General features: G+C 25.8%; 25 protein-coding genes, 1 tRNA gene and 1 pseudogene. 20 read left to right on the top strand and 7 right to left on the bottom strand.

Features of this window, described 5'->3' with window-relative positions; genetic code table 4:
• Window positions 1-31: 31 nt before the first annotated feature.
• The 3 genes from AAHM82_RS08930 to AAHM82_RS08920 are packed head-to-tail and all read right to left on the bottom strand — an operon-like array spanning window position 32 to window position 1,420.
• Window positions 32-451, bottom strand: a complete 420-nt coding sequence (locus AAHM82_RS08930) for a transposase family protein (RefSeq protein WP_342264846.1) — start codon at window positions 449-451, stop codon at window positions 32-34.
• Between the two features lie 5 nt (window positions 452-456).
• On the bottom strand, window positions 457-849 hold the full coding sequence (locus AAHM82_RS08925) for a transposase family protein (RefSeq protein ID WP_342263703.1): 393 nt from the start codon (window positions 847-849) through the stop codon (window positions 457-459).
• A 52-nt stretch (window positions 850-901) separates the two neighbouring features.
• The gene (locus AAHM82_RS08920; protein WP_342263700.1) at window positions 902-1,420 is read right to left on the bottom strand and encodes an IS1/IS1595 family N-terminal zinc-binding domain-containing protein; all 519 of its coding nucleotides are present in this window, start codon (window positions 1,418-1,420) and stop codon (window positions 902-904) included.
• Between the two features lie 208 nt (window positions 1,421-1,628).
• On the opposite strand from AAHM82_RS08920, the gene AAHM82_RS08915 reads away from it, so the two are divergent.
• Window positions 1,629-1,711 (top strand) — tRNA-Leu (locus tag AAHM82_RS08915).
• A 24-nt stretch (window positions 1,712-1,735) separates the two neighbouring features.
• Entirely contained in the window at window positions 1,736-2,482 is a 747-nt protein-coding gene (locus AAHM82_RS08910; RefSeq protein ID WP_342263702.1) for an RNA methyltransferase, read from the top strand.
• A 224-nt stretch (window positions 2,483-2,706) separates the two neighbouring features.
• On the opposite strand, the gene AAHM82_RS08905 is transcribed toward AAHM82_RS08910, so the two are convergent.
• From AAHM82_RS08905 to AAHM82_RS08890, 4 genes are all read right to left on the bottom strand, one after another.
• On the bottom strand, window positions 2,707-3,096 hold the full coding sequence (locus tag AAHM82_RS08905; protein ID WP_342263701.1) for a hypothetical protein: 390 nt from the start codon (window positions 3,094-3,096) through the stop codon (window positions 2,707-2,709).
• A 117-nt stretch (window positions 3,097-3,213) separates the two neighbouring features.
• Window positions 3,214-3,633, bottom strand: a complete 420-nt coding sequence (locus tag AAHM82_RS08900; protein ID WP_342264846.1) for a transposase family protein — start codon at window positions 3,631-3,633, stop codon at window positions 3,214-3,216.
• Window positions 3,634-3,638: 5 nt separating this feature from the next.
• A complete protein-coding gene (locus AAHM82_RS08895; protein WP_342263426.1) occupies window positions 3,639-4,031 on the bottom strand; it encodes a transposase family protein in 393 nt (130 codons plus the stop codon).
• A 52-nt stretch (window positions 4,032-4,083) separates the two neighbouring features.
• Complete coding sequence (locus tag AAHM82_RS08890; protein ID WP_342263700.1) at window positions 4,084-4,602, bottom strand: IS1/IS1595 family N-terminal zinc-binding domain-containing protein; 519 nt, start codon at window positions 4,600-4,602, stop codon at window positions 4,084-4,086.
• A 197-nt stretch (window positions 4,603-4,799) separates the two neighbouring features.
• On the opposite strand from AAHM82_RS08890, the gene AAHM82_RS08885 reads away from it, so the two are divergent.
• The 18 genes and pseudogenes from AAHM82_RS08885 (at window position 4,800) to AAHM82_RS08810 (ending at window position 20,475) form a co-directional block, all read left to right on the top strand.
• Entirely contained in the window at window positions 4,800-5,879 is a 1,080-nt protein-coding gene (locus AAHM82_RS08885; protein ID WP_342263699.1) for an NAD(P)/FAD-dependent oxidoreductase, read from the top strand.
• Between the two features lie 28 nt (window positions 5,880-5,907).
• On the top strand, window positions 5,908-7,329 hold the full coding sequence (locus tag AAHM82_RS08880; protein ID WP_342263698.1) for an MFS transporter: 1,422 nt from the start codon (window positions 5,908-5,910) through the stop codon (window positions 7,327-7,329).
• Window positions 7,330-7,485: 156 nt separating this feature from the next.
• A complete protein-coding gene (gene pheS / locus AAHM82_RS08875) occupies window positions 7,486-8,526 on the top strand; it encodes a phenylalanine--tRNA ligase subunit alpha (RefSeq protein ID WP_342263697.1) in 1,041 nt (346 codons plus the stop codon).
• Between the two features lie 22 nt (window positions 8,527-8,548).
• A complete protein-coding gene (gene pheT, locus AAHM82_RS08870) occupies window positions 8,549-10,960 on the top strand; it encodes a phenylalanine--tRNA ligase subunit beta (RefSeq protein ID WP_342263696.1) in 2,412 nt (803 codons plus the stop codon).
• 30 nt (window positions 10,961-10,990) lie between these two features.
• Entirely contained in the window at window positions 10,991-12,580 is a 1,590-nt protein-coding gene (locus AAHM82_RS08865) for an MATE family efflux transporter (protein WP_342263695.1), read from the top strand.
• A gap of 13 nt (window positions 12,581-12,593) precedes the next feature.
• Window positions 12,594-13,061 carry a hypothetical protein gene (locus AAHM82_RS08860; protein WP_342263694.1) on the top strand — a complete coding sequence of 156 codons (468 nt, stop codon included), beginning with the start codon at window positions 12,594-12,596 and terminating at the stop codon, window positions 13,059-13,061.
• A complete protein-coding gene (rpmF, locus tag AAHM82_RS08855) occupies window positions 13,061-13,240 on the top strand; it encodes a 50S ribosomal protein L32 (protein ID WP_342263693.1) in 180 nt (59 codons plus the stop codon). Before AAHM82_RS08860 ends, rpmF begins: the two co-directional genes overlap by 1 nt.
• Before the next feature lie 153 nt (window positions 13,241-13,393).
• Complete coding sequence (mraZ, locus tag AAHM82_RS08850) at window positions 13,394-13,834, top strand: division/cell wall cluster transcriptional repressor MraZ (RefSeq protein WP_342263692.1); 441 nt, start codon at window positions 13,394-13,396, stop codon at window positions 13,832-13,834.
• Window positions 13,834-14,763 carry a 16S rRNA (cytosine(1402)-N(4))-methyltransferase RsmH gene (rsmH, locus tag AAHM82_RS08845; protein ID WP_342263691.1) on the top strand — a complete coding sequence of 310 codons (930 nt, stop codon included), beginning with the start codon at window positions 13,834-13,836 and terminating at the stop codon, window positions 14,761-14,763. Before mraZ ends, rsmH begins: the two co-directional genes overlap by 1 nt.
• Before the next feature lie 14 nt (window positions 14,764-14,777).
• Window positions 14,778-16,010 carry a hypothetical protein gene (locus tag AAHM82_RS08840; protein ID WP_342263690.1) on the top strand — a complete coding sequence of 411 codons (1,233 nt, stop codon included), beginning with the start codon at window positions 14,778-14,780 and terminating at the stop codon, window positions 16,008-16,010.
• Between the two features lie 42 nt (window positions 16,011-16,052).
• Window positions 16,053-17,237: a cell division protein FtsZ gene (gene ftsZ, locus AAHM82_RS08835; RefSeq protein WP_342263689.1), complete on the top strand. Its 1,185-nt coding sequence runs from the start codon at window positions 16,053-16,055 to the stop codon at window positions 17,235-17,237.
• A gap of 4 nt (window positions 17,238-17,241) precedes the next feature.
• A complete protein-coding gene (locus AAHM82_RS08830; RefSeq protein ID WP_342263688.1) occupies window positions 17,242-17,619 on the top strand; it encodes a cell division protein SepF in 378 nt (125 codons plus the stop codon).
• Window positions 17,620-17,813: 194 nt separating this feature from the next.
• Window positions 17,814-18,254 (top strand): transposase family protein, encoded by a 441-nt coding sequence (locus AAHM82_RS14315; RefSeq protein ID WP_342263396.1) that lies wholly within the window; start codon window positions 17,814-17,816, stop codon window positions 18,252-18,254.
• Window positions 18,251-18,643: a transposase family protein gene (locus AAHM82_RS14310; RefSeq protein WP_342264845.1), complete on the top strand. Its 393-nt coding sequence runs from the start codon at window positions 18,251-18,253 to the stop codon at window positions 18,641-18,643. Before AAHM82_RS14315 ends, AAHM82_RS14310 begins: the two co-directional genes overlap by 4 nt.
• 172 nt (window positions 18,644-18,815) lie before the next feature.
• On the top strand, window positions 18,816-19,196 hold the full coding sequence (locus AAHM82_RS08820; RefSeq protein ID WP_342263687.1) for a hypothetical protein: 381 nt from the start codon (window positions 18,816-18,818) through the stop codon (window positions 19,194-19,196).
• Window positions 19,197-19,493: 297 nt separating this feature from the next.
• Window positions 19,494-19,649: a hypothetical protein gene (locus AAHM82_RS08815; protein WP_342263686.1), complete on the top strand. Its 156-nt coding sequence runs from the start codon at window positions 19,494-19,496 to the stop codon at window positions 19,647-19,649.
• Window positions 19,603-19,749 (top strand): annotated as a pseudogene (locus tag AAHM82_RS14305) (IS1/IS1595 family N-terminal zinc-binding domain-containing protein); the annotation flags it as partial. The gene AAHM82_RS08815 and the pseudogene AAHM82_RS14305, both read left to right, overlap by 47 nt.
• 69 nt (window positions 19,750-19,818) lie before the next feature.
• The gene (locus tag AAHM82_RS08810) at window positions 19,819-20,475 is read left to right on the top strand and encodes a transposase (RefSeq protein ID WP_342263374.1); all 657 of its coding nucleotides are present in this window, start codon (window positions 19,819-19,821) and stop codon (window positions 20,473-20,475) included.
• Window positions 20,476-20,530: the final 55 nt, after the last annotated feature.

Raw genomic sequence — 20,530 nt, 5'->3', positions numbered from 1 at the left:
TTTCTTTAATAGACTTGGTACATAACTATAACTAGCTTAATTCAAAATTATATATTCCTGAAATTAAGTTAAATCGTAATCCAAATCTTCTAATCTTATTGCGATAACGATAAACTAGTATTTTAAATCTTTTTAATCTAGCAAAAACATGTTCAATGACAATTCTAACTTTACTTAAAAAGCTATTATATTCCTTTTTATCTGGATTTAAAGGATTATTTTTACTCTTTTTAATTGGCAATAATGTATTTTTATGAACATTTTGCAAACCTTGATATCCTGAATCGGCAATTAATTCTAATTTTGGATTTATAAGTGTATTTGATTTTAAAAATAACTTATAATCATGAGTACTGCCATAACAAAAATCTACTGAAATAATTTTATTGTTAAATAAATCAATAATTATTTGCGATTTTAATGAATGTTGCCTTTTCTTACCAGAAAATAATAATTTTAGTTTTTTTTAATTCTTTCAATTGGAATTTCTGTAGCATCAATTGCTAATAAATTATTAGTAGTACCCTTATTTTCTAATAATATCTTTTTGCCAGGTATATGAAAGTGACTATTTTTTATTAGAGTATTTTCAACTCAAAAGATATTACGAATACAACTAACATGACTAATATTATATTTTTTTGCAATAATACGATATGTACTATATTCTTTTCAGTATTCTAAAGTCATAAGTAATCTTTGCTCTATTGATAATTTATTTGGTCTACCACCAATTTGTTTTTGTTTAGCTTCACCTTCTTTTAAAATTTCTACCATTTTCATGAAAGTTTTATATTTTATGCCTATTAAACTATAAAATTTGTTTTCGTCTTTGTATTTATCTAACATTTGTATTTCACCTAGGAAATAATATTATCAAAATAGTAGATAAAATTAAAGGTTATGTACCAAGTCTAATAAATGTTTCATCGATTTGGATTTTACCAGATAATTTTTTAAATTTTAATTGGATATTTTCTAATTGTTTTGATTTCATTAATTTTTGACGATTATATCAAGCAGTTTTTAATGTAGTTTTAATAAAACGAGAAATTATTTTACTAGATTGCCCCAGCAATGAAATTTGAATCAATAAATTTCATTGTTCATAATTTAAATGACTTCAATAAATAAAATGATTACGAAAAGCGTCAAAACTTGCACGGCAATTTTTACATAAATATTTTTGTTTTCCTTCTGAATTATGTCCATTTTTAACGCAACAGTAAGATTCACAGTTAGATCATTTAATACCTTGCGCTCTAAATTTTTGATCAATTTCATTTAACCGTTTTTGTTTTTTTATTAATTCTGCTTGTTGTTTGACTTTTTCATAAAATTCTAAAAATTGATCATCTGTTAAAGTATTTACTAGTTCTTGAATTATTTTTTTTCCATAATTATTATCCACCTCTATCATATTAAAAATATACCTAAAATTAAGTATATTCAATAAATATCAAGAGTTTTCGACAAAATTAAAAATTATTTTTAATTTTAATAATACAAAATATGGTATTATGAAATCAATTAAGAGAAGCATAGTCTAATAACTGTGTGTGATTTACACGATTTTGTTGGGGGAAATATTGATTTTTTCGGAAAATACTATATATTTAAAAAATAAGGCCCAAGTGGTGGAATGGTAGACACAATGGTCTCAAAAACCATCGGTTGATCCGTATCGGTTCGAGTCCGATCTTGGGCACCATTAATTTTAGAAAGCATTTTTGATATGAAAATAATTAATTCAATAGATAATTCATTAATTAAAGATTTAGTTAAGTTAAAAGAGAGCAAGTATCGTAAAGAAAAGGAACAGTTTCTTATTGAAGGGTTTCACTTAATTGAAGAGGCTAAGAAACAAAATAAATTATTAATGATTTTAACAACACAAGATATTGCTAATAAAATAGAAGATTTTAGTAATATAATTGTTGTTAATGAGCAAATTATTAAGAAAATATCTACAACTGTTAACCCACAACCAATTATTGGTGTTTGTAGTTTTTTAGATAGTTATGAAGTTGATAAAAATTTAGTTGTCATGTTAGATAAGATTCAAGATCCGACTAATTTAGGAAACATTATTCGTAGTTGTGTTGCCTTTAATGTCCAAACATTGTATATTAGTAATGATAGTGTTGATATTTATAATGATAAAGTAATTCGGACTTCAATGGGAGCGATATTTCATTTAAATATTATTAAAACTAATTTGGAACTTGTTATGGCTAGTGTAAAAGATAAAGGTTTTAAAGTTTATGGTACAGTATTTAAAGATGCTAATAATCGTTTGCGAGATGTAAAATTTAATAGTCAAGTAGCATTATTATTTGGTAATGAGGGTAAAGGAATTAATGCTCATTTATGACCATTAATTGATGATAATTTTTATATTCCAACATCAAATGGAGTAGAATCTTTGAATGTTGCTAATGCTTTAACTATTAGTCTTTATGAAATAATGAATCAAAATTAATGTAACTTTTTTAGTTGCATTTTTTTATGTTTTAGAGAGAAACTTATTAAATAAAAATGGTTAAGAATATAGCACATGATTGTTATTGCTACCACGATATATAAATCAAATGCTCAAAAGATTTTTTTAATTTTGTCGAAAACTCTTGATAAAATAAAAAAAATCATCAACTTGATAATTTTAAAAGGCTTTTATGTAAAATTACTATTTTTACTTTAACTTTTTTATACATTAAAATATAATACCGCTGTTTGTTGGTTTGGAGTTAAGCCCTTATGTTGGTATTTTCATTTTCAGAGATTTAAATAATTTTGAATATTAGTAAAACCTAAACCATGATAATGAATTAAGGCTTCTTTAAGACTAGATTGTAATTTACTGATTTTATTATTTAAGTTACGATAACTAGCTTCAGGATTAATTGTTGTTTTAGTTACACATAAAGTAGAATTTGTTTGTTTTGCTACTAAAAAATATAATTTTTGCATATCAGAAGTAATAATTGAATTTTCGTTAATTAATTCTTTGTTCATATTTTCAATAACTCATTGTTTTTGTAAACGTTTGGTGTTTGTGGATTTAACATAAATATTGTTATTATTATCAATTGCCATTTGAATACAGCATTTAGTATTAGTTGCGAATGGGTCAAGGTGAATTCTTCGTGGATCAGTTTTATATTTGAAATTTCCTTTATGGATTTCTTTAATAGACTTGGTACATAACTATAACTAGCTTAATTCAAAATTATATATTCCTGAAATTAAGTTAAATCGTAATCCAAATCTTCTAATCTTATTGCGATAACGATAAACTAGTATTTTAAATCTTTTTAATCTAGCAAAAACATGTTCAATGACAATTCTAACTTTACTTAAAAAGCTATTATATTCCTTTTTATCTGGATTTAAAGGATTATTTTTACTCTTTTTAATTGGCAATAATGTATTTTTATGAACATTTTGCAAACCTTGATATCCTGAATCGGCAATTAATTCTAATTTTGGATTTATAAGTGTATTTGATTTTAAAAATAACTTATAATCATGAGTACTGCCATAACAAAAATCTACTGAAATAATTTTATTGTTAAATAAATCAATAATTATTTGCGATTTTAATGAATGTTGCCTTTTCTTACCAGAAAATAATAATTTTAGTTTTTTTTAATTCTTTCAATTGGAATTTCTGTAGCATCAATTGCTAATAAATTATTAGTAGTACCCTTATTTTCTAATAATATCTTTTTGCCAGGTATATGAAAGTGACTATTTTTTATTAGAGTATTTTCAACTCAAAAGATATTACGAATACAACTAACATGACTAATATTATATTTTTTTGCAATAATACGATATGTACTATATTCTTTTCAGTATTCTAAAGTCATAAGTAATCTTTGCTCTATTGATAATTTATTTGGTCTACCACCAATTTGTTTTTGTTTAGCTTCACCTTCTTTTAAAATTTCTACCATTTTCATGAAAGTTTTATATTTTATGCCTATTAAACTATAAAATTCGTTTTCGTCTTTGTATTTATCTAACATTTGTATTTCACCTAGGAAATAATATTATCAAAATAGTAGATAAAATTAAAGGTTATGTACCAAGTCTAATAAATGTTTCATCGATTTGGATTTTACCAGATAATTTTTTAAATTTTAATTGGATATTTTCTAATTGTTTTGATTTCATTAATTTTTGACGATTATATCAAGCAGTTTTTAATGTAGTTTTAATAAAACGAGAAATTATTTTACTAGATTGCCCCAGCAATGAAATTTGAATCAATAAATTTCATTGTTCATAATTTAAATGACTTCAATAAATAAAATGATTACGAAAAGCGTCAAAACTTGCACGGCAATTTTTACATAAATATTTTTGTTTTCCTTCTGAATTATGTCCATTTTTAACGCAACAGTAAGATTCACAGTTAGATCATTTAATACCTTGCGCTCTAAATTTTTGATCAATTTCATTTAACCGTTTTTGTTTTTTTATTAATTCTGCTTGTTGTTTGACTTTTTCATAAAATTCTAAAAATTGATCATCTGTTAAAGTATTTACTAGTTCTTGAATTATTTTTTTTCCATAATTATTATCCACCTCTATCATATTAAAAATATACCTAAAATTAAGTATATTCAATAAATATCAAGAGTTTTCGACAAAATTAAAAAAAGATTTTAAAACAATAAATTAATAATGAAATAATGTTTAAAAAATAAAATTTTTTTCACTTAATAGTGTGTCATAATAAAACTGACTTTAAGATATTAGATTAGTTTAGTAAGGAAAGAAGGAATGTTAAGGTGAAAAAAATATTAATTATTGGTTCAGGAATTGTTGGACTTGAACTTGCAAAGGAATTATTAGCACAATCTAATAATAAAATAACAATTATTGAAAAAAATCAAGATGTTTGTTCCGAAACATCAATTTTAAATTCAAATATTATTCATATGGGTTTTGATGCAACACCAGGAACTTTAAAAGCAATTTTGGGAATGCAAGGTCATAATATTTGAAAAAAAAGATATCTGGCCGATAAAAAAGCTAATAATGAGATTATAAAATATGCTCCTTCACAAGTGTTGGGTTTTAATGAAGATGATGTTAAAGTATTAGATCGGCTTTTCAAGCAAGGAATTGCTAATGGTATTAATAGTAATTTGTTAACATTAAATGCAAATTTATCTAGTAATAAAAATGTTAGCAAATATTTATTAGGTGTTGATTCTTATATTTTAAATGTTAAGAAATATGTAACGCTATTGCTTAAACAATGAGAAAATAATGATCGCATTAAAATTATTAAAAATTGTAGTTTTGTGGCATTAACAACTAAATTATTTTTTGATGGTCATAAAAATGTTATCCCATCTGATTTTGATTTAATTATTAATTGTGCTGGTCATGGGGCTCAGTTTAATATTGAAGAAACAAAAAACTTTAGTTTGTCATTAAGAAAAGGTCAGTATTTAGTTTGTGAAAATGAAGATACTATTGATGTGATATATTTTTTACCACCAACTAGTTTAGGAAAGGGGATATTGGTTGCTCCAAGTTTTGATAATAAAATAATTATTGGTCCAACAGCAGAAAATCATAATGATTATCATAATCACAATACAATTGATTTAAAAACAGAAACTATTCAGGAATTAATGGCAACAGGTAAAAAAATAAAACCGGATTTAAATTTTAGCATTACGGGTATGTTTGCTGGTTCAAGGTCAATTGAAGCAAAAAATGATTTTCATATTGAATGGGGTTCTGAAAAATGAATTAATGTTGTTGGTATATCTAGTCCTGGTTTAAGTGCAAGTCCAGCGATTGCTAAATATGTTGTTAATATGATACAAGAAAAAGAATTAAAAAATAAAAATTAAATAATGATTAAGGATGGTAATAAAAAATATGAAAATTTGATTTGCAAAAATGTTTGCATTTATGAAACCAGCAAAAGCAAAAGAACAATTAACTGAAGATTTTTTAATTAAAAAATATTTTAAATCTCATCAAGAGCGAGTATTTTGAATAGCAATAATATCGTATATATTATATTATTTTATTAGAAGACAATGAAGTGTTGTTGGAAATGATTTAATGAATAATGGTTTAATGACGAGAGATATTTTTTCATTAGTTGGTATGGCAATGGGACTTAGTTATGGGGTTTCTAAATTTGTAATGGGTTCTGTTGGTGATCGTAGTAATGCGCGTTGATTCTTAGGAATTGGTTTAATTTTGTCATCATTAATGAATTTTGTAATGGGATGAACCGTGGGTACTAATATTACTAATATTGTATTAATGATGAGTTCAATGGCTTTAATTGGTTGATTTCAAGGAATGGGATGACCGGCTAGCGCTAGAAGTATGACTAATTGGTTTATTCCGAAAGAAAAACAAATGCGGATGACTTTCTGGAATACATCGCATAATTTTGGAACAGCAATAATTGCGATAATAATTATAATATCGCATTCATTATTAGAAGAATATATTGGTATTGCGGGTTACTTTATTTTGCCTAGTGCTATTGCTTTAGTTGGGGGAATATTAATTTGTATATTTATGAAAGACCGCCCTGAAAGTTTAGGTTTGTTATCAGTTGAAGAACATTATAAAAAGTATTACCCTGAAAAATTAGATATTGAAGTTAAAAAATTTGTTAGTGCTAATGGTAGTAAAAATAACCTTGTTGAAAAAAATTGATTTTATTATTTTAAAAAATATGTTTTATTAAATAAAAATTTGTGAATTATTGCTTTTGCTAATTTATTTATATATGTATTAAGAAATGGTGTTTCTGATTGAGCATTAAGTTTCTTTAAAGAACAGCATAATTTTGATGTTAAAAATCAAGGTAAATGATTATGAAGTATTTTTGAATGAATGGCAGTTCCAGGAACGATATTAATGGGATTTACCGCTAAAACAATTAAAGGAAGATTAACACCGATTATGATAGCAGCAATTGCGATTACGACATTATCAATTGTTGGTTTATGACAAGCTCAATATCAAAGTGTTTGACAAATTGCTCTCTTTATGGGAATTGCTGGTTTTTGTATTTATGGTCCAGTTGCGTTTATTGGGATGCAAGCGATAGATTTATCAAATAAAAGAGTTGTAGCGACAGCTGCTGGTTTTACGGGTATATTTGGTTATTTTGGTGATGCTGTGATATCTAAACTTGTTATTGGTTCGGGATTACAAAGTTTAGGTAATCGTTGGGATGCAACCTTTATATTTTTAATAGTTTGTGGTGTAAGTGCTTGTATGTTATTATCATTAGTATGAAATAAATCGTATCATGATAATGAAAATGAATAGAATTTATAGTTATTATAATTAGATTTAATATTTACTTGTGATAAAAGAAAGATAAAAAAAGAAATTATATTTTAAATATAATTTCTTTTTTTATTAGGGTTTACATAGAATTTGTTATAATTAAGCAAGTTATTATATGATAGTAGGGTGAAGTAAATGACAGAACAACAATTACAGGAATTATTAGTGCAAGCAAAAAAAGAAGTTAATGAATGTCAAGATTTAGACCTTTTACAAACTTTAAAAATAAAATATTTAGGTAAAAAATCGCAATTAGCTACTTTGTTAGGAACGATGCATAATTTAAAAAATGAAGCAAGAATTGCTTTAGGAATGATTATTAATGTTTTTAAAAAGGAAATAATTAGTTTATTCGAAACTCAAGAAAAGTTTTTAAAGCAAGAAAATTTGGCATTAGAATTAAAATCAGAAACAATTGATGTTAGTTTACCAGTAAATAGTTTTTTGATTGCTAATCGCCATCCTTTAAATTTAATTATTTGTGAGATTAGTGAAATTTTTCAACAGTTAGGGTATGAAATTGTGCAAGGACAGGAAGTAGATACTGATGAATATAACTTTGAAAGATTAAATTTAGCTAAAAATCATCCAGCTCGTGAGATGCAAGATTCATTTTATTTAGATAGTAATTATTTGTTAAGAACACATTGTACTAATGTTACGGCTCGTTATTTAGAAAAATATAAAGATGCTTCTTTACCGTTAGCTATTGTTTCTATTGGTAATGTTTATCGTCGTGATGATGATGATGCTACTCATAGTCATCAGTTTATGCAAATTGATGGTTTTTTAGTTGCACCAAATATTTCCTTTGCTAACTTGAAATGAACTTTAAATTATTTAATTAAACGGTTATTTAACGAAGAAAGTAAAATGCGCTTGCGCCCCAGTTATTTTCCTTTTACGGAACCATCAGTTGAGGTGGATGTAAGTTGTACTAAGTGTGCTGGTAGTATTGGATGTAGTATTTGTAAACATACAGGGTGATTAGAAATTTTAGGTGCTGGAATGATTAGTCCGAATGTTTTTATTAAAAATAATCTTGTTCCTTCTTTACAAGGTTTTGCTTTTGGTATTGGTATTGAGCGGATTGCAATGTTAAAATATGGTATTGAAGATATTCGTCATTTTTATAATAATGACTATCGTTTTTTAAAGCAATTTAGAAATTTTTAGAATAATAGGAGAGCGTATATATATGATTTTTACCCGTAAATTTTTAAATGAATATGTTGATTTAAAAAATATTAGTAATGAAGACATTGAACAAGCATTAAATGATAGTGGTTTTGAAGTTGAAAGAGTTTTTAGTTTTGATACTTTAAATACTAATATTGTTATTGGGAAAGTATTATCAAAAGTTAAACTTGCTAATTTTGATAAGTTATCGTATTGTATGGTTGATATTAATGAAGAGTTACTGATTCCTGTTGTTTGTGGTGCTAATAATGTAGAAGAAAATCGTTTTGTTATTTTTGCTAAAATTGGTGCTCATTTAGCCAATGGCATGATTATTGAAGAAAGAATGATTGCTAATAAGCCTTCATTAGGAATGATTTGTTCGTTACAAGAATTAGGAATCCCTAAGGAAGTTTTAGCTAATCAAGATGCTGTTGGGGTTTATTTATTTCCTGAGGATGTTAATTATCAACTAGGTAATACTAATCCTTTAAGTTATATTTTTGAAAATGATACTGCTTTTGTTATTGATTTGACCTATAATCGTAGTGATTGTTTAAGTGCTTATGAATTAGCGCGCGAGATAGCAGCATTCTTTAAATTGCCTTTAAAATCATTAATAACTGATGATTTTTCTCGTTTAGGAAATTTAGTTAATGATAAGTTATCATTAGATATTAAAATTGATAATAATCTTGTTAAAGCGATGAAAAATGTTACGGTGTTAATTGATAGTAGTGCCGTTACGCCAAAGTGATTATTTTCAAGACTTTGTTATGCTAATATTCGTCCAAATAATTTAATTCAAGATTTATTAAATTATGTTTCTTGAGAAACTGGACAACCATTAGTAGGGTATGATTTTTCAAAAATTAATAGTGAAATATCAATTCAAAAAGCGATGGCAGAAACGAAAGTTAATGAACAAGAGATATTTTTACAAGATTTTGTCATTGCTAGTGATGATATTATTGAAGTGTTAGGTGTTATGACTAACAAGAAATATGAAATTATTAATGTGACTAAACAATTTGTGGTTTTAGCATTACATTTAAATGAGAAGCAGATGTATGAGCAACAAAAAAGATATTTATCATTACTTAATGGTAATAATTTATTACGGTGATCCAAACCATCAAATGGGCATAATTTAGAAATTGCTATCCAAAGGTTTTTAGAGTTATTAACATCAATTGTAACTATTAAACAAGTATCACCAATAATTAATAATAAAGCGTTAGCGATAGAAAATGTAACGATAAAAACAACATTAAAAATCCAGAAAAGTATTTTAGGCATTAATGATTTAACAAAAAAAGATATTATTGAATTTTTAAAACCGTTAGGGTTTTTAATTTCGGAATCTGGCGTTAATGATGATTTAATAATTACTGTCCCTAAGTATCGCCTTGATATTATGAATGAGGCTGATATTAGTGAGGAAATTGCTCGCAGATATGGTTATAACAATATTCCTAATATAATGCCATTATTTATGCCATTAACTAAAGAAAAAAATTGAAGTAAATATATTTTAGAAACAATTATTAGTTATTTATTAAATCAAAATATTTTTGAAACAAAAACTTATAATTTAGAATCAAGTATTAATTTAAATCGTTTTAATTTTTTTAATGTTACAAAACCTGTTAAGGTATTACAACCAATGTCGTTAAATCATCAGTATTTAAGAACTAATTTAGTAAATTCGTTATTAACAATAGCACAATATAATAATTTTCGAAAAATTAATGATATTAAAATTTATAGTTATGAAGATATTTATGATGATTTAAAATTTCATCATCAACAATTATCAATTTTATTGCAAGGTAAATGAATGGATATTCCTTATTTGCCACAAGCAATTACTGTTGATTTCATTAATACTAAGGGATTATTGCAAGGAATATTGCGGAAATTAAACTTTAATGATCAAGATATTCAGTATGTTCCTTCAACATACGATAATTTGCATCCGCATTTACAAGCTAATGTTGTAGTAAAAAATCAGCAAATTGCAATAATTGGTAAAGTGCATCCAAAAATTCAACAAGAATTGGATTTTAAAGATGATAATTTTATTATTTCATTAAATATGACATTAATTAATGAACTTTTTAAAGGCGATATTAAATATCAGACAATTATTAAAAATATGTTTTCTTGATTTGATTTGTCGCTTTTAGTTAATAAAAATACAAACTATGATAGTATTATTAAGCCATTGTTAAATATTAGTAATAAGTTAGTTGATTTGCAACTTATTAATGAGTATGAAAATGTTGATAAACTTGGTCAAGATAAAAAATCTTGAACTTTACGGTTATTTTTTAATGATGCAAGAAAACAACTTACTGATGAAGATTTAAAAGAGCAATATGATTTATTTTTAAAAGCAATGAAAGATTTAAAAGTTATGGTGCGTTAATCGTTATTTATTAACTAGAAAGGTATAAAAATGAAAACAATAATTAATGATAATTTTAAAAATGATGATGAATTACAATTGACAAAAAGAGAAATAGTAATTCGCAATTATAATCCTTGAAAAGCAATATTTTTTATGTGTTTGCCAACGGTTATAATTATGATTATTATGTCAACATATAATTTGATTGATAAGTTTTTAGCATTACAATTTGCTGATAGTTATGTTATTAGTACATTTTTAGAAAATAATCCTTTAATTGAACAAAATAATTTACAAATGTTAGCTCGAAATATTATTAATGTTGCAACTCAATATTCTTCTTCAACAATTGGTTTATTGACAGCTTTTAGTTTATTTATTGCTATTGGGACATCAACAAGGTTTGGTATTGCTTATGGGGAAAGAAATAATCCATTAATATCACGAACTATTGGTAATGGAATTTCTTTAATGATGCTTGTTGCTATTGTTTTAACGCCAATTTTAGTATTTACTAATGAACCTCTAATTGCTTTGCAATCAAAAAATTTGCAAATGACAAATCCCGCAGTATATAAAATTACTTTGCAGTTGGCAGTTGGTTATACGAAGTGGTTTATTTTCTTTTTATTTTTTGTATTATTAAGTAATTTTTTAATTAATTTATTAAGATCTGAAGGTCAAGGTTTTTGAGCAACAATTATTATTTTTACTTCAGTAATTGTTAATGTTGTTTTAGATATTGTATTAATGGTTTATGGTAAATTAGGATTAAAAGGGGCAGCGATTGCGACAGTTATTTCGTGATTTTGAAATATTATTTTTGCATTATTAGTTATCTATTTAGATCCGAAATCAAAGTTAAAAATTTATTGAGAAGATTTGAAAATTGAAAAAACAATTTTATATAATATTATTGCTATTGGAATGACACCATTATTTATTAATATTTCAGTTGCTGTGACATCCGCACTATCTAATTTTTTTGTTTCTATGTTAAGTAGTGAATTACCTCGGCCGGGTTTTACTGTTCCATGAGTTGTGCAGTTATTTGCTGGGATTGCACCATGAATTGCGTTAACTGATTCTCCTTTAATTGGTGTTAGTCAAGGAGGAAGGGCATTATTATCTTATTCTTATGGTGCTAAAGATTATCAAAGGATTTGAGATATTCTTAAAAGGATAATTTTAGTACAATTCTTAATATTAATAATTACCGAATTAATTATTGGTATTTTTGGTAATGAAATGTTAAGTCTATTTATTTCTAATGTTGATATGACTTATCGTTGATATTTCTTGTTAAGTTGTTTAGTTTATCCAACAGTTGTTGTGCCATATATTGGGATTATTTTTTATCAATCAATTAGTCGCCCTAAGATGTCATTATTTTTTTCGGCGCTTCGTTCAATAATTGTTTTTATACCTTGTATTGTTATTGGTTATTTCGTTGCTTTGACAACTAAAAATGCTCATTATTATTTTTTATTTTTAGGTTTGGTAGCACCAATTTCAGCTTTGATATCAATCCCAATATTAATTATGACTTGAAAAAAATATCGTTCTTATTTAAAATTAGATAGTGCAAAAAAAGTGAGGAAGAGTTGTGCAATATCCACAAAGTTATTTAAAAAATAATCCAGTTATTAATTTGGATAATGTTATTACGATTAATCCCGAAGTGATAAGAGCTAGTAATAGTCATATTAAAGAAGTTAATTATGCGCATCTTAAAGGGACAATAATTTATAACTCACAAGTTAATTCATTAATTATTGATGTGCAAGTGACAGTAACAATAACATTATTGTGTGCTTTAAGTTTACAACCTTTTAGTTGAACTAATGAATGAAATTGAAAGGATGAGTATGGTTTTGATTACTTTAATTGTAATTTAAACTATATTAATGAAAAAATATTTTATTTAGATAAGTATTTGTGAGATGAAATATTTGCAATAACCCCTATCAATTTAACAGTAAAAAATGTTAAAATATGTAGGAAAGGTAAGAAATGACAATTTATTACTGAAAAAGAAGTTTATAATTCTTTAGAACAAGATAGTCGTTGGATGCCCTTAAAAAAATTGAAATTAGAAAGTATTAAGGAGGATAAATAATGGCAGTTCCGTTTCGACGTACATCAAAAACAAGAAAGGCGAAAAGAAGAACACATTTTAAATTATGACATCCAACATTAGTTAATTGTACTAATTGTGGTGCAAATATTAAGCCTCATCGTATTTGTAAAGAATGTGGTTATTACAAAGGCAAAGAAGCAGTTAAAATTGTTGAGTAAAATTTGTATTTAATTTCAAATGATAAAAAAAGAGCATTGCTTATAATAGCAGTGCTTTTTTTAAAATTTTTAATAAATTGTGTTAAATTTTATTGAAAAACTTGTTAATTAGGAATATAATGTGTTTACTAGTGGGAGAAAGTGGGTTATAATATGCTGTTAGGACAATTTAAACATAGTCTTGATGATAAAGGCAGAATTATAGTTCCGACACGCTTTCGTAGTAAACTAGGTGAGCAAGTAGTCATTTCTAAAGGATTTGATGGTTGTTTAGTATTAAGAGCGTATGATGTGTTTATTAAATGACAAGAGCAAATTTTATTAAGTTCAGAAGGTATAAAGGATAGTCGTATCTTACAACGACAAATTTTTGCTAATTCTTTAGAACTTAATATTGATAAAGTTGGAAGAATTAATCTTCCGTCAAATTTATTAATATTGGCTAATATTAAGAAGGAAGTTATGATTATTGGACTTGCTAATAAAATAGAAATTTGAGACATTAAGGCGTGAGAAAATTATTTAGTAAATGCTGAAAATAATTTAGAACAATCTGCTCAAAATTTAATAATGAATATTGAGGAGAAAAATTAATGTTAAAACATAAACCAGTTTTATTGTCAGAAACCCTAGACTTATTAAATATTAAATCTGAGGGTATTTATGTGGATTGTACTTTAGGAAGGGCAGGACATAGTGAGAAAATTTTAGAAAAGTTAACAACTGGAAAATTATATTGTTTAGAACAAGATAAACAAGCAATTATTGATGCTAAAGTAATATTAAATAAATTTCATAATTATGAAATTATTGCCACTAATTTTCGTCATTTAAAGAAAGAATTACAATTAAGAAATATTTTACAAGTTGATGGTATTATTTATGATTTAGGAGTATCATCACCACAATTAGATGAAGCAGGGCGAGGATTTAGTTATCATCAAGATGGTCCCTTAGATATGCGAATGGATCAAAAACAACCGCTATCGGCAGAAGTTATTGTTAATAATTGAAGTTTTGAAGATATTGCTAATATTTTATGAAATTATGGTGAAGAAAAGTTTGCAAGAACAATCGCACGAGCTATTGTAAAATATCGTGAAAATAGTAAAATTATAACAACATTACAACTTGTTGATATTGTTAAGAGTACCTTACCAATGAAAATTTTAAAAAAGGCTAAACATCCAGCCAGAAAGACATTTCAAGCATTAAGAATTGCCGTCAATGATGAATTAGATAGTTTGCGAGTTTCGTTAAAGCAATCTTTGCAACTATTAAAATCAAAAGGGGTGCTTGTGGTTATTAGTTTTCATTCTTTGGAAGATCGGATTGTTAAAACATTATTTAAAGAACAGGTAGTTCCTAAATTTGATCCATTATTATCTAAATTACCAATGTCAATCAAAAGGGACCCTAGTTTTGAATTATTAACTAAAAAAACTGTTTCTCCTTGTGAGCAAGAAATTCAAGAAAATTCTCGTGCTCGTAGTGCTAAATTAAGAGCAATCAGAAAATTTTAAGGAAGGTATTGTTAGTGATTAATCAAGAGCTTTATGCAGTTATTGAAATAGATACTAAACGCATTAAATTTATGGTTTTTAGTTATCATAAATCACAGTTTAATGTTTTGTTTAATCATATGCAAAATGGTAATTTTTGTGAGAATGGTGTGGTATTAGAACCTAAAGTTGTGGGTAAACTTATTAATATGATGGTTAAAAAGGCTAATTTGCAATTAGCAATTCAAATTAAACGCGTGACTTTGAATTTAGTAAGTAATGGTTTAACTATTCGTCAAGGGCAAGCAATAATTGAAATTAATCGCAAACAACATCGGATTACTAATGAAGATATTAGTAATTTGATTGCAATGAGTAAAAATATTTCTCTTGCTAATGATGAAGTTATTTGTTTGACACGACCATATAAATTTATTGTTAATGGGCAGAAAAAGTTACCATACCCGCCAATTGATGAGTTAGCAACAAGTGTTGCGGTTAATTCGTTAGTCTATACAATTAAAAAAGAAGTTTATAATTCACATTTAGAAGCAATAAATTATAGTAAGTTAGAGTTGTTATCTTTAGTTTTAATGCCTTTTTGTCATGCTTGAGCAACAGTTTCTCGCAAAGAATTACAAGATGGAGCAATTATTATTGATTGAAATTATGATAATACGCAAGTAAGTATTTTTGCTAAAGAAACACTGTATGATTTAAATATTATTGATTATGGGTTTAAAAATCTTATTGCTGATTTACAATATGCTTTACAATGTCCGTGAGATGTTGCTGAAGACTATTTACATAAAATTATTAATATTGATAATAATTTTTTGGATAATAAGATTATTTATTCTAAATATGATTATGAGAAAAAGAAATATTTGGAGTATAGTCATCAAACATTAAAAAATATTATTATTAGTCGTGTTGAGGCAGTTTTAATTAAAATTACGGAGCATTTGACACATATTTTGAAAGCGAGAAATTTGCCAATTGTGTTTTTAGGTGAAGTAATGAAGATTGCTGGTTTTGTTAATTATATTAATAAAAATAGTAATTTAGCATCATTACGGTTTTATAATTCTAATATTATTGGTGCTAATGATGAAATTTGGTCAGGACTTATTGGTAATGCTTATTATCAACATTTATTAAACAAAAATACTATTGAAAAAGTATTTTCAATTGATAGAATAAATAGAGAACCACAATATCCGAACATACCTAAGAATCATAAGTTAGATTATGTTCATAAGTATTAGTAATATTTGCCGGTTTAATTCATAAAGAGGAGATGAAGAGAAATGAATAATGATACTCAACTAGAACAATATGATCAAGTAGCTCATATTAAAGTAATTGGTGTTGGCGGAGCTGGAAACAATGCTGTTAATCGCATGATCGAGGCAGGAGTTCAAGGTGTTGATTTCATTGTTGCAAATACTGATGCTCAAGTATTAAGCGTTTCTAAAGCTCGTGAAAAGATTATTTTAGGCAAACAATTAACTAAAGGTTTAGGAGCAGGTGCTAATCCAGAAATTGGTAAGCAAGCAGCAATTGAAACTGAACCGGAAATTAAAAAGATGTTAGAAAATTCTGATATGGTTTTTATTGCCGCTGGGATGGGCGGTGGAACTGGTACGGGAGCTGCACCGATTATTGCTCGAATTGCTAAAGATTTGGGTGCTTTAACAATTGCGATTGTTACAAGACCATTTACTTTTGAAGGTCGTTTAAGAAGTTCTTATGCTGTTCAAGGTATTGAAGAATTAAGAAAGCATGTTGATTCATTAATAATTATTTCTAATGATAAGTTATTGCAAGTAATTGGTGGTGTGCCTTTAACAGAATCATTTAATGAAACTGATAATATTTTACGACAAGGAGTACAAACAATTACTGATTTAATTGCTGTTCCCGCGTTAATTAATTTAGATTTTGCTGATGTTAAAACAGTTATTGAAAGTAAGGGTAGTGCTTTATTTGGTATTGGTATTGGTACTGGTGAAAATAAAGCTATTGAGGCTGCTAATAAAGCGATTTCTTCACCATTATTGGAAGCGTCAATTAAAGGGGTGCAAAATGCGATTGTAAATGTTACAGGTGGTAATACTATGTCATTATTTGATGCTAATGATGCTGTTGATATTGTTCATCAAGCTGCTGGTAGTGAAGTAAATATTATTTTTGGTGTTGCTGTGAACGAACATCTTGATGATGAAATGATTGTTACGGTTATTGCTACTGGTTTTGATGAAAGACAAATTGAGAAAGCTAATCCTCAGGTTATTGAAGAAGCACGATTAAAAAGATTTCGCCCCGTAGGAGCAGAAAATTTGTCTAATTTTGGTTATGAAAATGATCAGTTACAAGAACGAAATGTTATTTATAAACCGCAACGAGTTGGTAATTTTAAACCATCTGGTGATGGTTTACAAGAGGAATTAAGTAATGATGATGATTTACCACCATTTTTAAGAGGGCGATAATGTGATGTTTAAAAGAAGACAAAAAAAATCAGCAATATTAGTTCCTAATGATGACACAGCAACTAATCCAGTATTGTCACAGTTGCACTCAACAATGCGACTTCAAGATAATGATTTAAGTCCTACTGTGCAGTCATTAGCAGTTGATGATAATTTAACAAAACCATTATTAGAATATGAATTAGAAGCTTATGCTCAAGTTGTTGTTTTAGCAGACCGTTTAGTTGCTGGTGAAAATTTAATTGTTAATGTTGCAAATTTATCATCAATTGATCGCAAACGCACTTTAGAGTTTTTAGGTGGCGTTATTTATACTTTACAAGGTAAAGCACAAAAAATTGATGCTTGTGCTTATGTTTTTATTAGTAATGAAAATTTTTAATAGTTATTATTTTAGCGATCAGAGATTTTTATGTAAAATAAATATTTAATAGACATAATGGGTGTCTATTTTTTATGTTATGATTTTAATAGGTGATGATTATGAATTATTCCAGAGATTATATATTAGACTTCTTGCAAAATTAATTTAAAATATAATTGAATTGTTGTTTTTAATAAAAAGGTGGAATTTAAATGAAATTTAAAAAAAATAATCAAATAAGTGATAAAAATTTTTTAAGATTAACTGGTATTAAACATACTACTTTTAATAAAATGCTAGAAATTTTAAAAATAGAAGAATTAAAAAAGAGATTTCGTCGCGGAAGAACCAATAAATTATCATTAGAAAATCGTATTTTAATGACTTTAGAATATTGAAGAGAATATAGAACTTATTTTCATATTGCAAAAAGTTATGATATTAGTGAAAGTAGTTGTTATAGAAATATCAAATGAATTGAAGACACTTTAATAAAACACCCTAATTTTCAACAACTTACTGGTCAAAAATCACTATTAAAAGATTATTTCAAAGATAAGACTGTTATAATTGATGTAACTGAAAGCCAAATCCAACGCCCAAAAAAAGACAAAAACAGCACTACTCAGGAAAAAAGAAAAAACACACAATAAAAACACAAGTTATAATTGAAAAAGATAGTAAAAAAATTATTAGTTCTGATTTTTCTTATGGTAAAAACCATGACTTTAAAATTTTAAAAGATTCAAAAATTAAATTTTTACCAGAAACAACTGTTTTAGTGGATTTAGGTTATCAAGGCATACAAAAAATTAATCATAATGTTTTAATTCCTAAAAGAAAATCAAAGAAAAACCCTTTAAATAAAGAAGAAAAGCAAAATAATGAGCGAATTTCAAAAATGAGAATTGTTATTGAAAATGTTTTTGCTATACTTAAAAAATTTAAAATTATTAGTGAAAAATATCGAAATCGTAGAAAAAGATTTGCTTTAAGATTTAATTTAATAGCTTCAATTTATAATTTACAACTATTAGTTTAAATATATTTGATAATTTAAAATTTCAGTCTTTTTTTATTGTAAATAATAATTTTTATTATGTTTTAATGACAAAATATTTGTAAAAATAATCTAAAAATTATTTTAATAACACTTTTATATTTATTTTAAATTTAAAAATTATAATTATCATATTAATTTTGCAAGAAGTCTATTGAATGAGAAACAAATGGTGATTGATAAATTAAAACAAGAAAATGATATTTTAAAACAACGAATTTATACTTTAGAAAAATATATTAATGATTTGCAAAGAAATTTCCGTGATAAACAAACTGAAATTATTAATAATGCTAATCAAAATGCTAATGTTATTATTGCTAAAGGTATTAATATTGCTTATAACTTTAAAATTGAATTAGAGCAATTATGATTAGATTTAGAAAGTAAGCAAACGGATTCGGTGATGGTTTTAAAATTAATTGATAACTTTTTAGAAAAACATCAACAAATATTTTTAGTAAATGCTAATGAATCGCATCGCGTTTTTCAAGATTTAGAAGCATCTTTACAATTAGTTAAAAATAATTCATAATTTTAACAATTTTTATTGCATAATTGATTAATATTAAGTTATGGTATTGTAACTTAAAAGCAAAAATAACAAGTTTATATAAGATTTTGTTATTTTTTTATTTTGTTTATAAATTTAAATTAGAGAGGATATTTAAAATGAATGAAAATATTTTTATAATTTTTGTTGGCAATAGAATCATAAGGGTTCCTGAAATGATATCACAAATCATAAAAATAAATACTAAATGTTTTTTTTAATTTTGTCGAAAACTCTTGATATTTATTGAATATACTTAATTTTAGGTATATTTTTAATATGATAGAGGTGGATAATAATTATAGAAAAAATAATTCAAGAACTAGTAAATACTTTAACAGATGATCAATTTTTAGAATTTTATGAAAAAGTCAAACAACAAGCAGAATTAATAAAAAAACAAAAACGTTTAAATGAAATTGATCAAAAATTTAGAGCGCAAGGTATTAAATGATCTAAATGTGAATCTTACCATTGCGTTAAAAATGGACATAATTCAGAAGGAAAACAAAAATATTTATGTAAAAATTGCCGTGCAAGTTTTGACGCTTTTCGTAATCATTTTATTTATTGAAGTCATTTAAATTATGAACAATGAAATTTATTGATTCAAATTTCATTGCTGGGGCAATCTAGTAAAACAATTTCTCGTTTTATTAAAACTACATTAAAAACTGCTTGATATAATCGTCAAAAATTAATGAAATCAAAACAATTAGAAAATACCCAATTAAAATTTAAAAAATTATCTGGTAAAATTCAAATCGATGAAACATTTATTAAAGAAATCCATAAAGGAAATTTCAAATATAAAACTGATCCACGAAGAATTCACCTTGACCCATTCGCAACTAATACTAAATGCTGTATTCAAATGGCAATTGATAATAATAACAATATTTATGTTAAATCCACAAACACCAAACGTTTACAAAAACAATGAGTTATTGAAAATATGAACAAAGAATTAATTAACGAAAATTCAATTATTACTTCTGATATGCAAAAATTATATTTTTTAGTAGCAAAACAAACAAATTCTACTTTATGTGTAACTAAAACAACAATTAATCCTGAAGCTAGTTATCGTAACTTAAATAAAATCAGTAAATTACAATCTAGTCTTAAAGAAGCCTTAATTCATTATCATGGTTTAGGTTTTACTAATATTCAAAATTATTTAAATCTCTGAAAATGAAAATACCAACATAAGGGTTTAACTCCAAACCAACAAACAGCGGTATTATATTTTAATGTATAAAAAAGTTAAAGTAAAAATAGTAATTTTACATAAAAGCCTTTTAAAATTATCAAGT

Origin of the sequence: Spiroplasma endosymbiont of Clivina fossor (assembly GCF_964031115.1) — a bacterium.
GTDB lineage: Bacteria > Bacillota_I > Bacilli_A > Mycoplasmatales > Nriv7 > Nriv7.
This window is presented reverse-complemented; position numbering and strand designations above follow the sequence as displayed.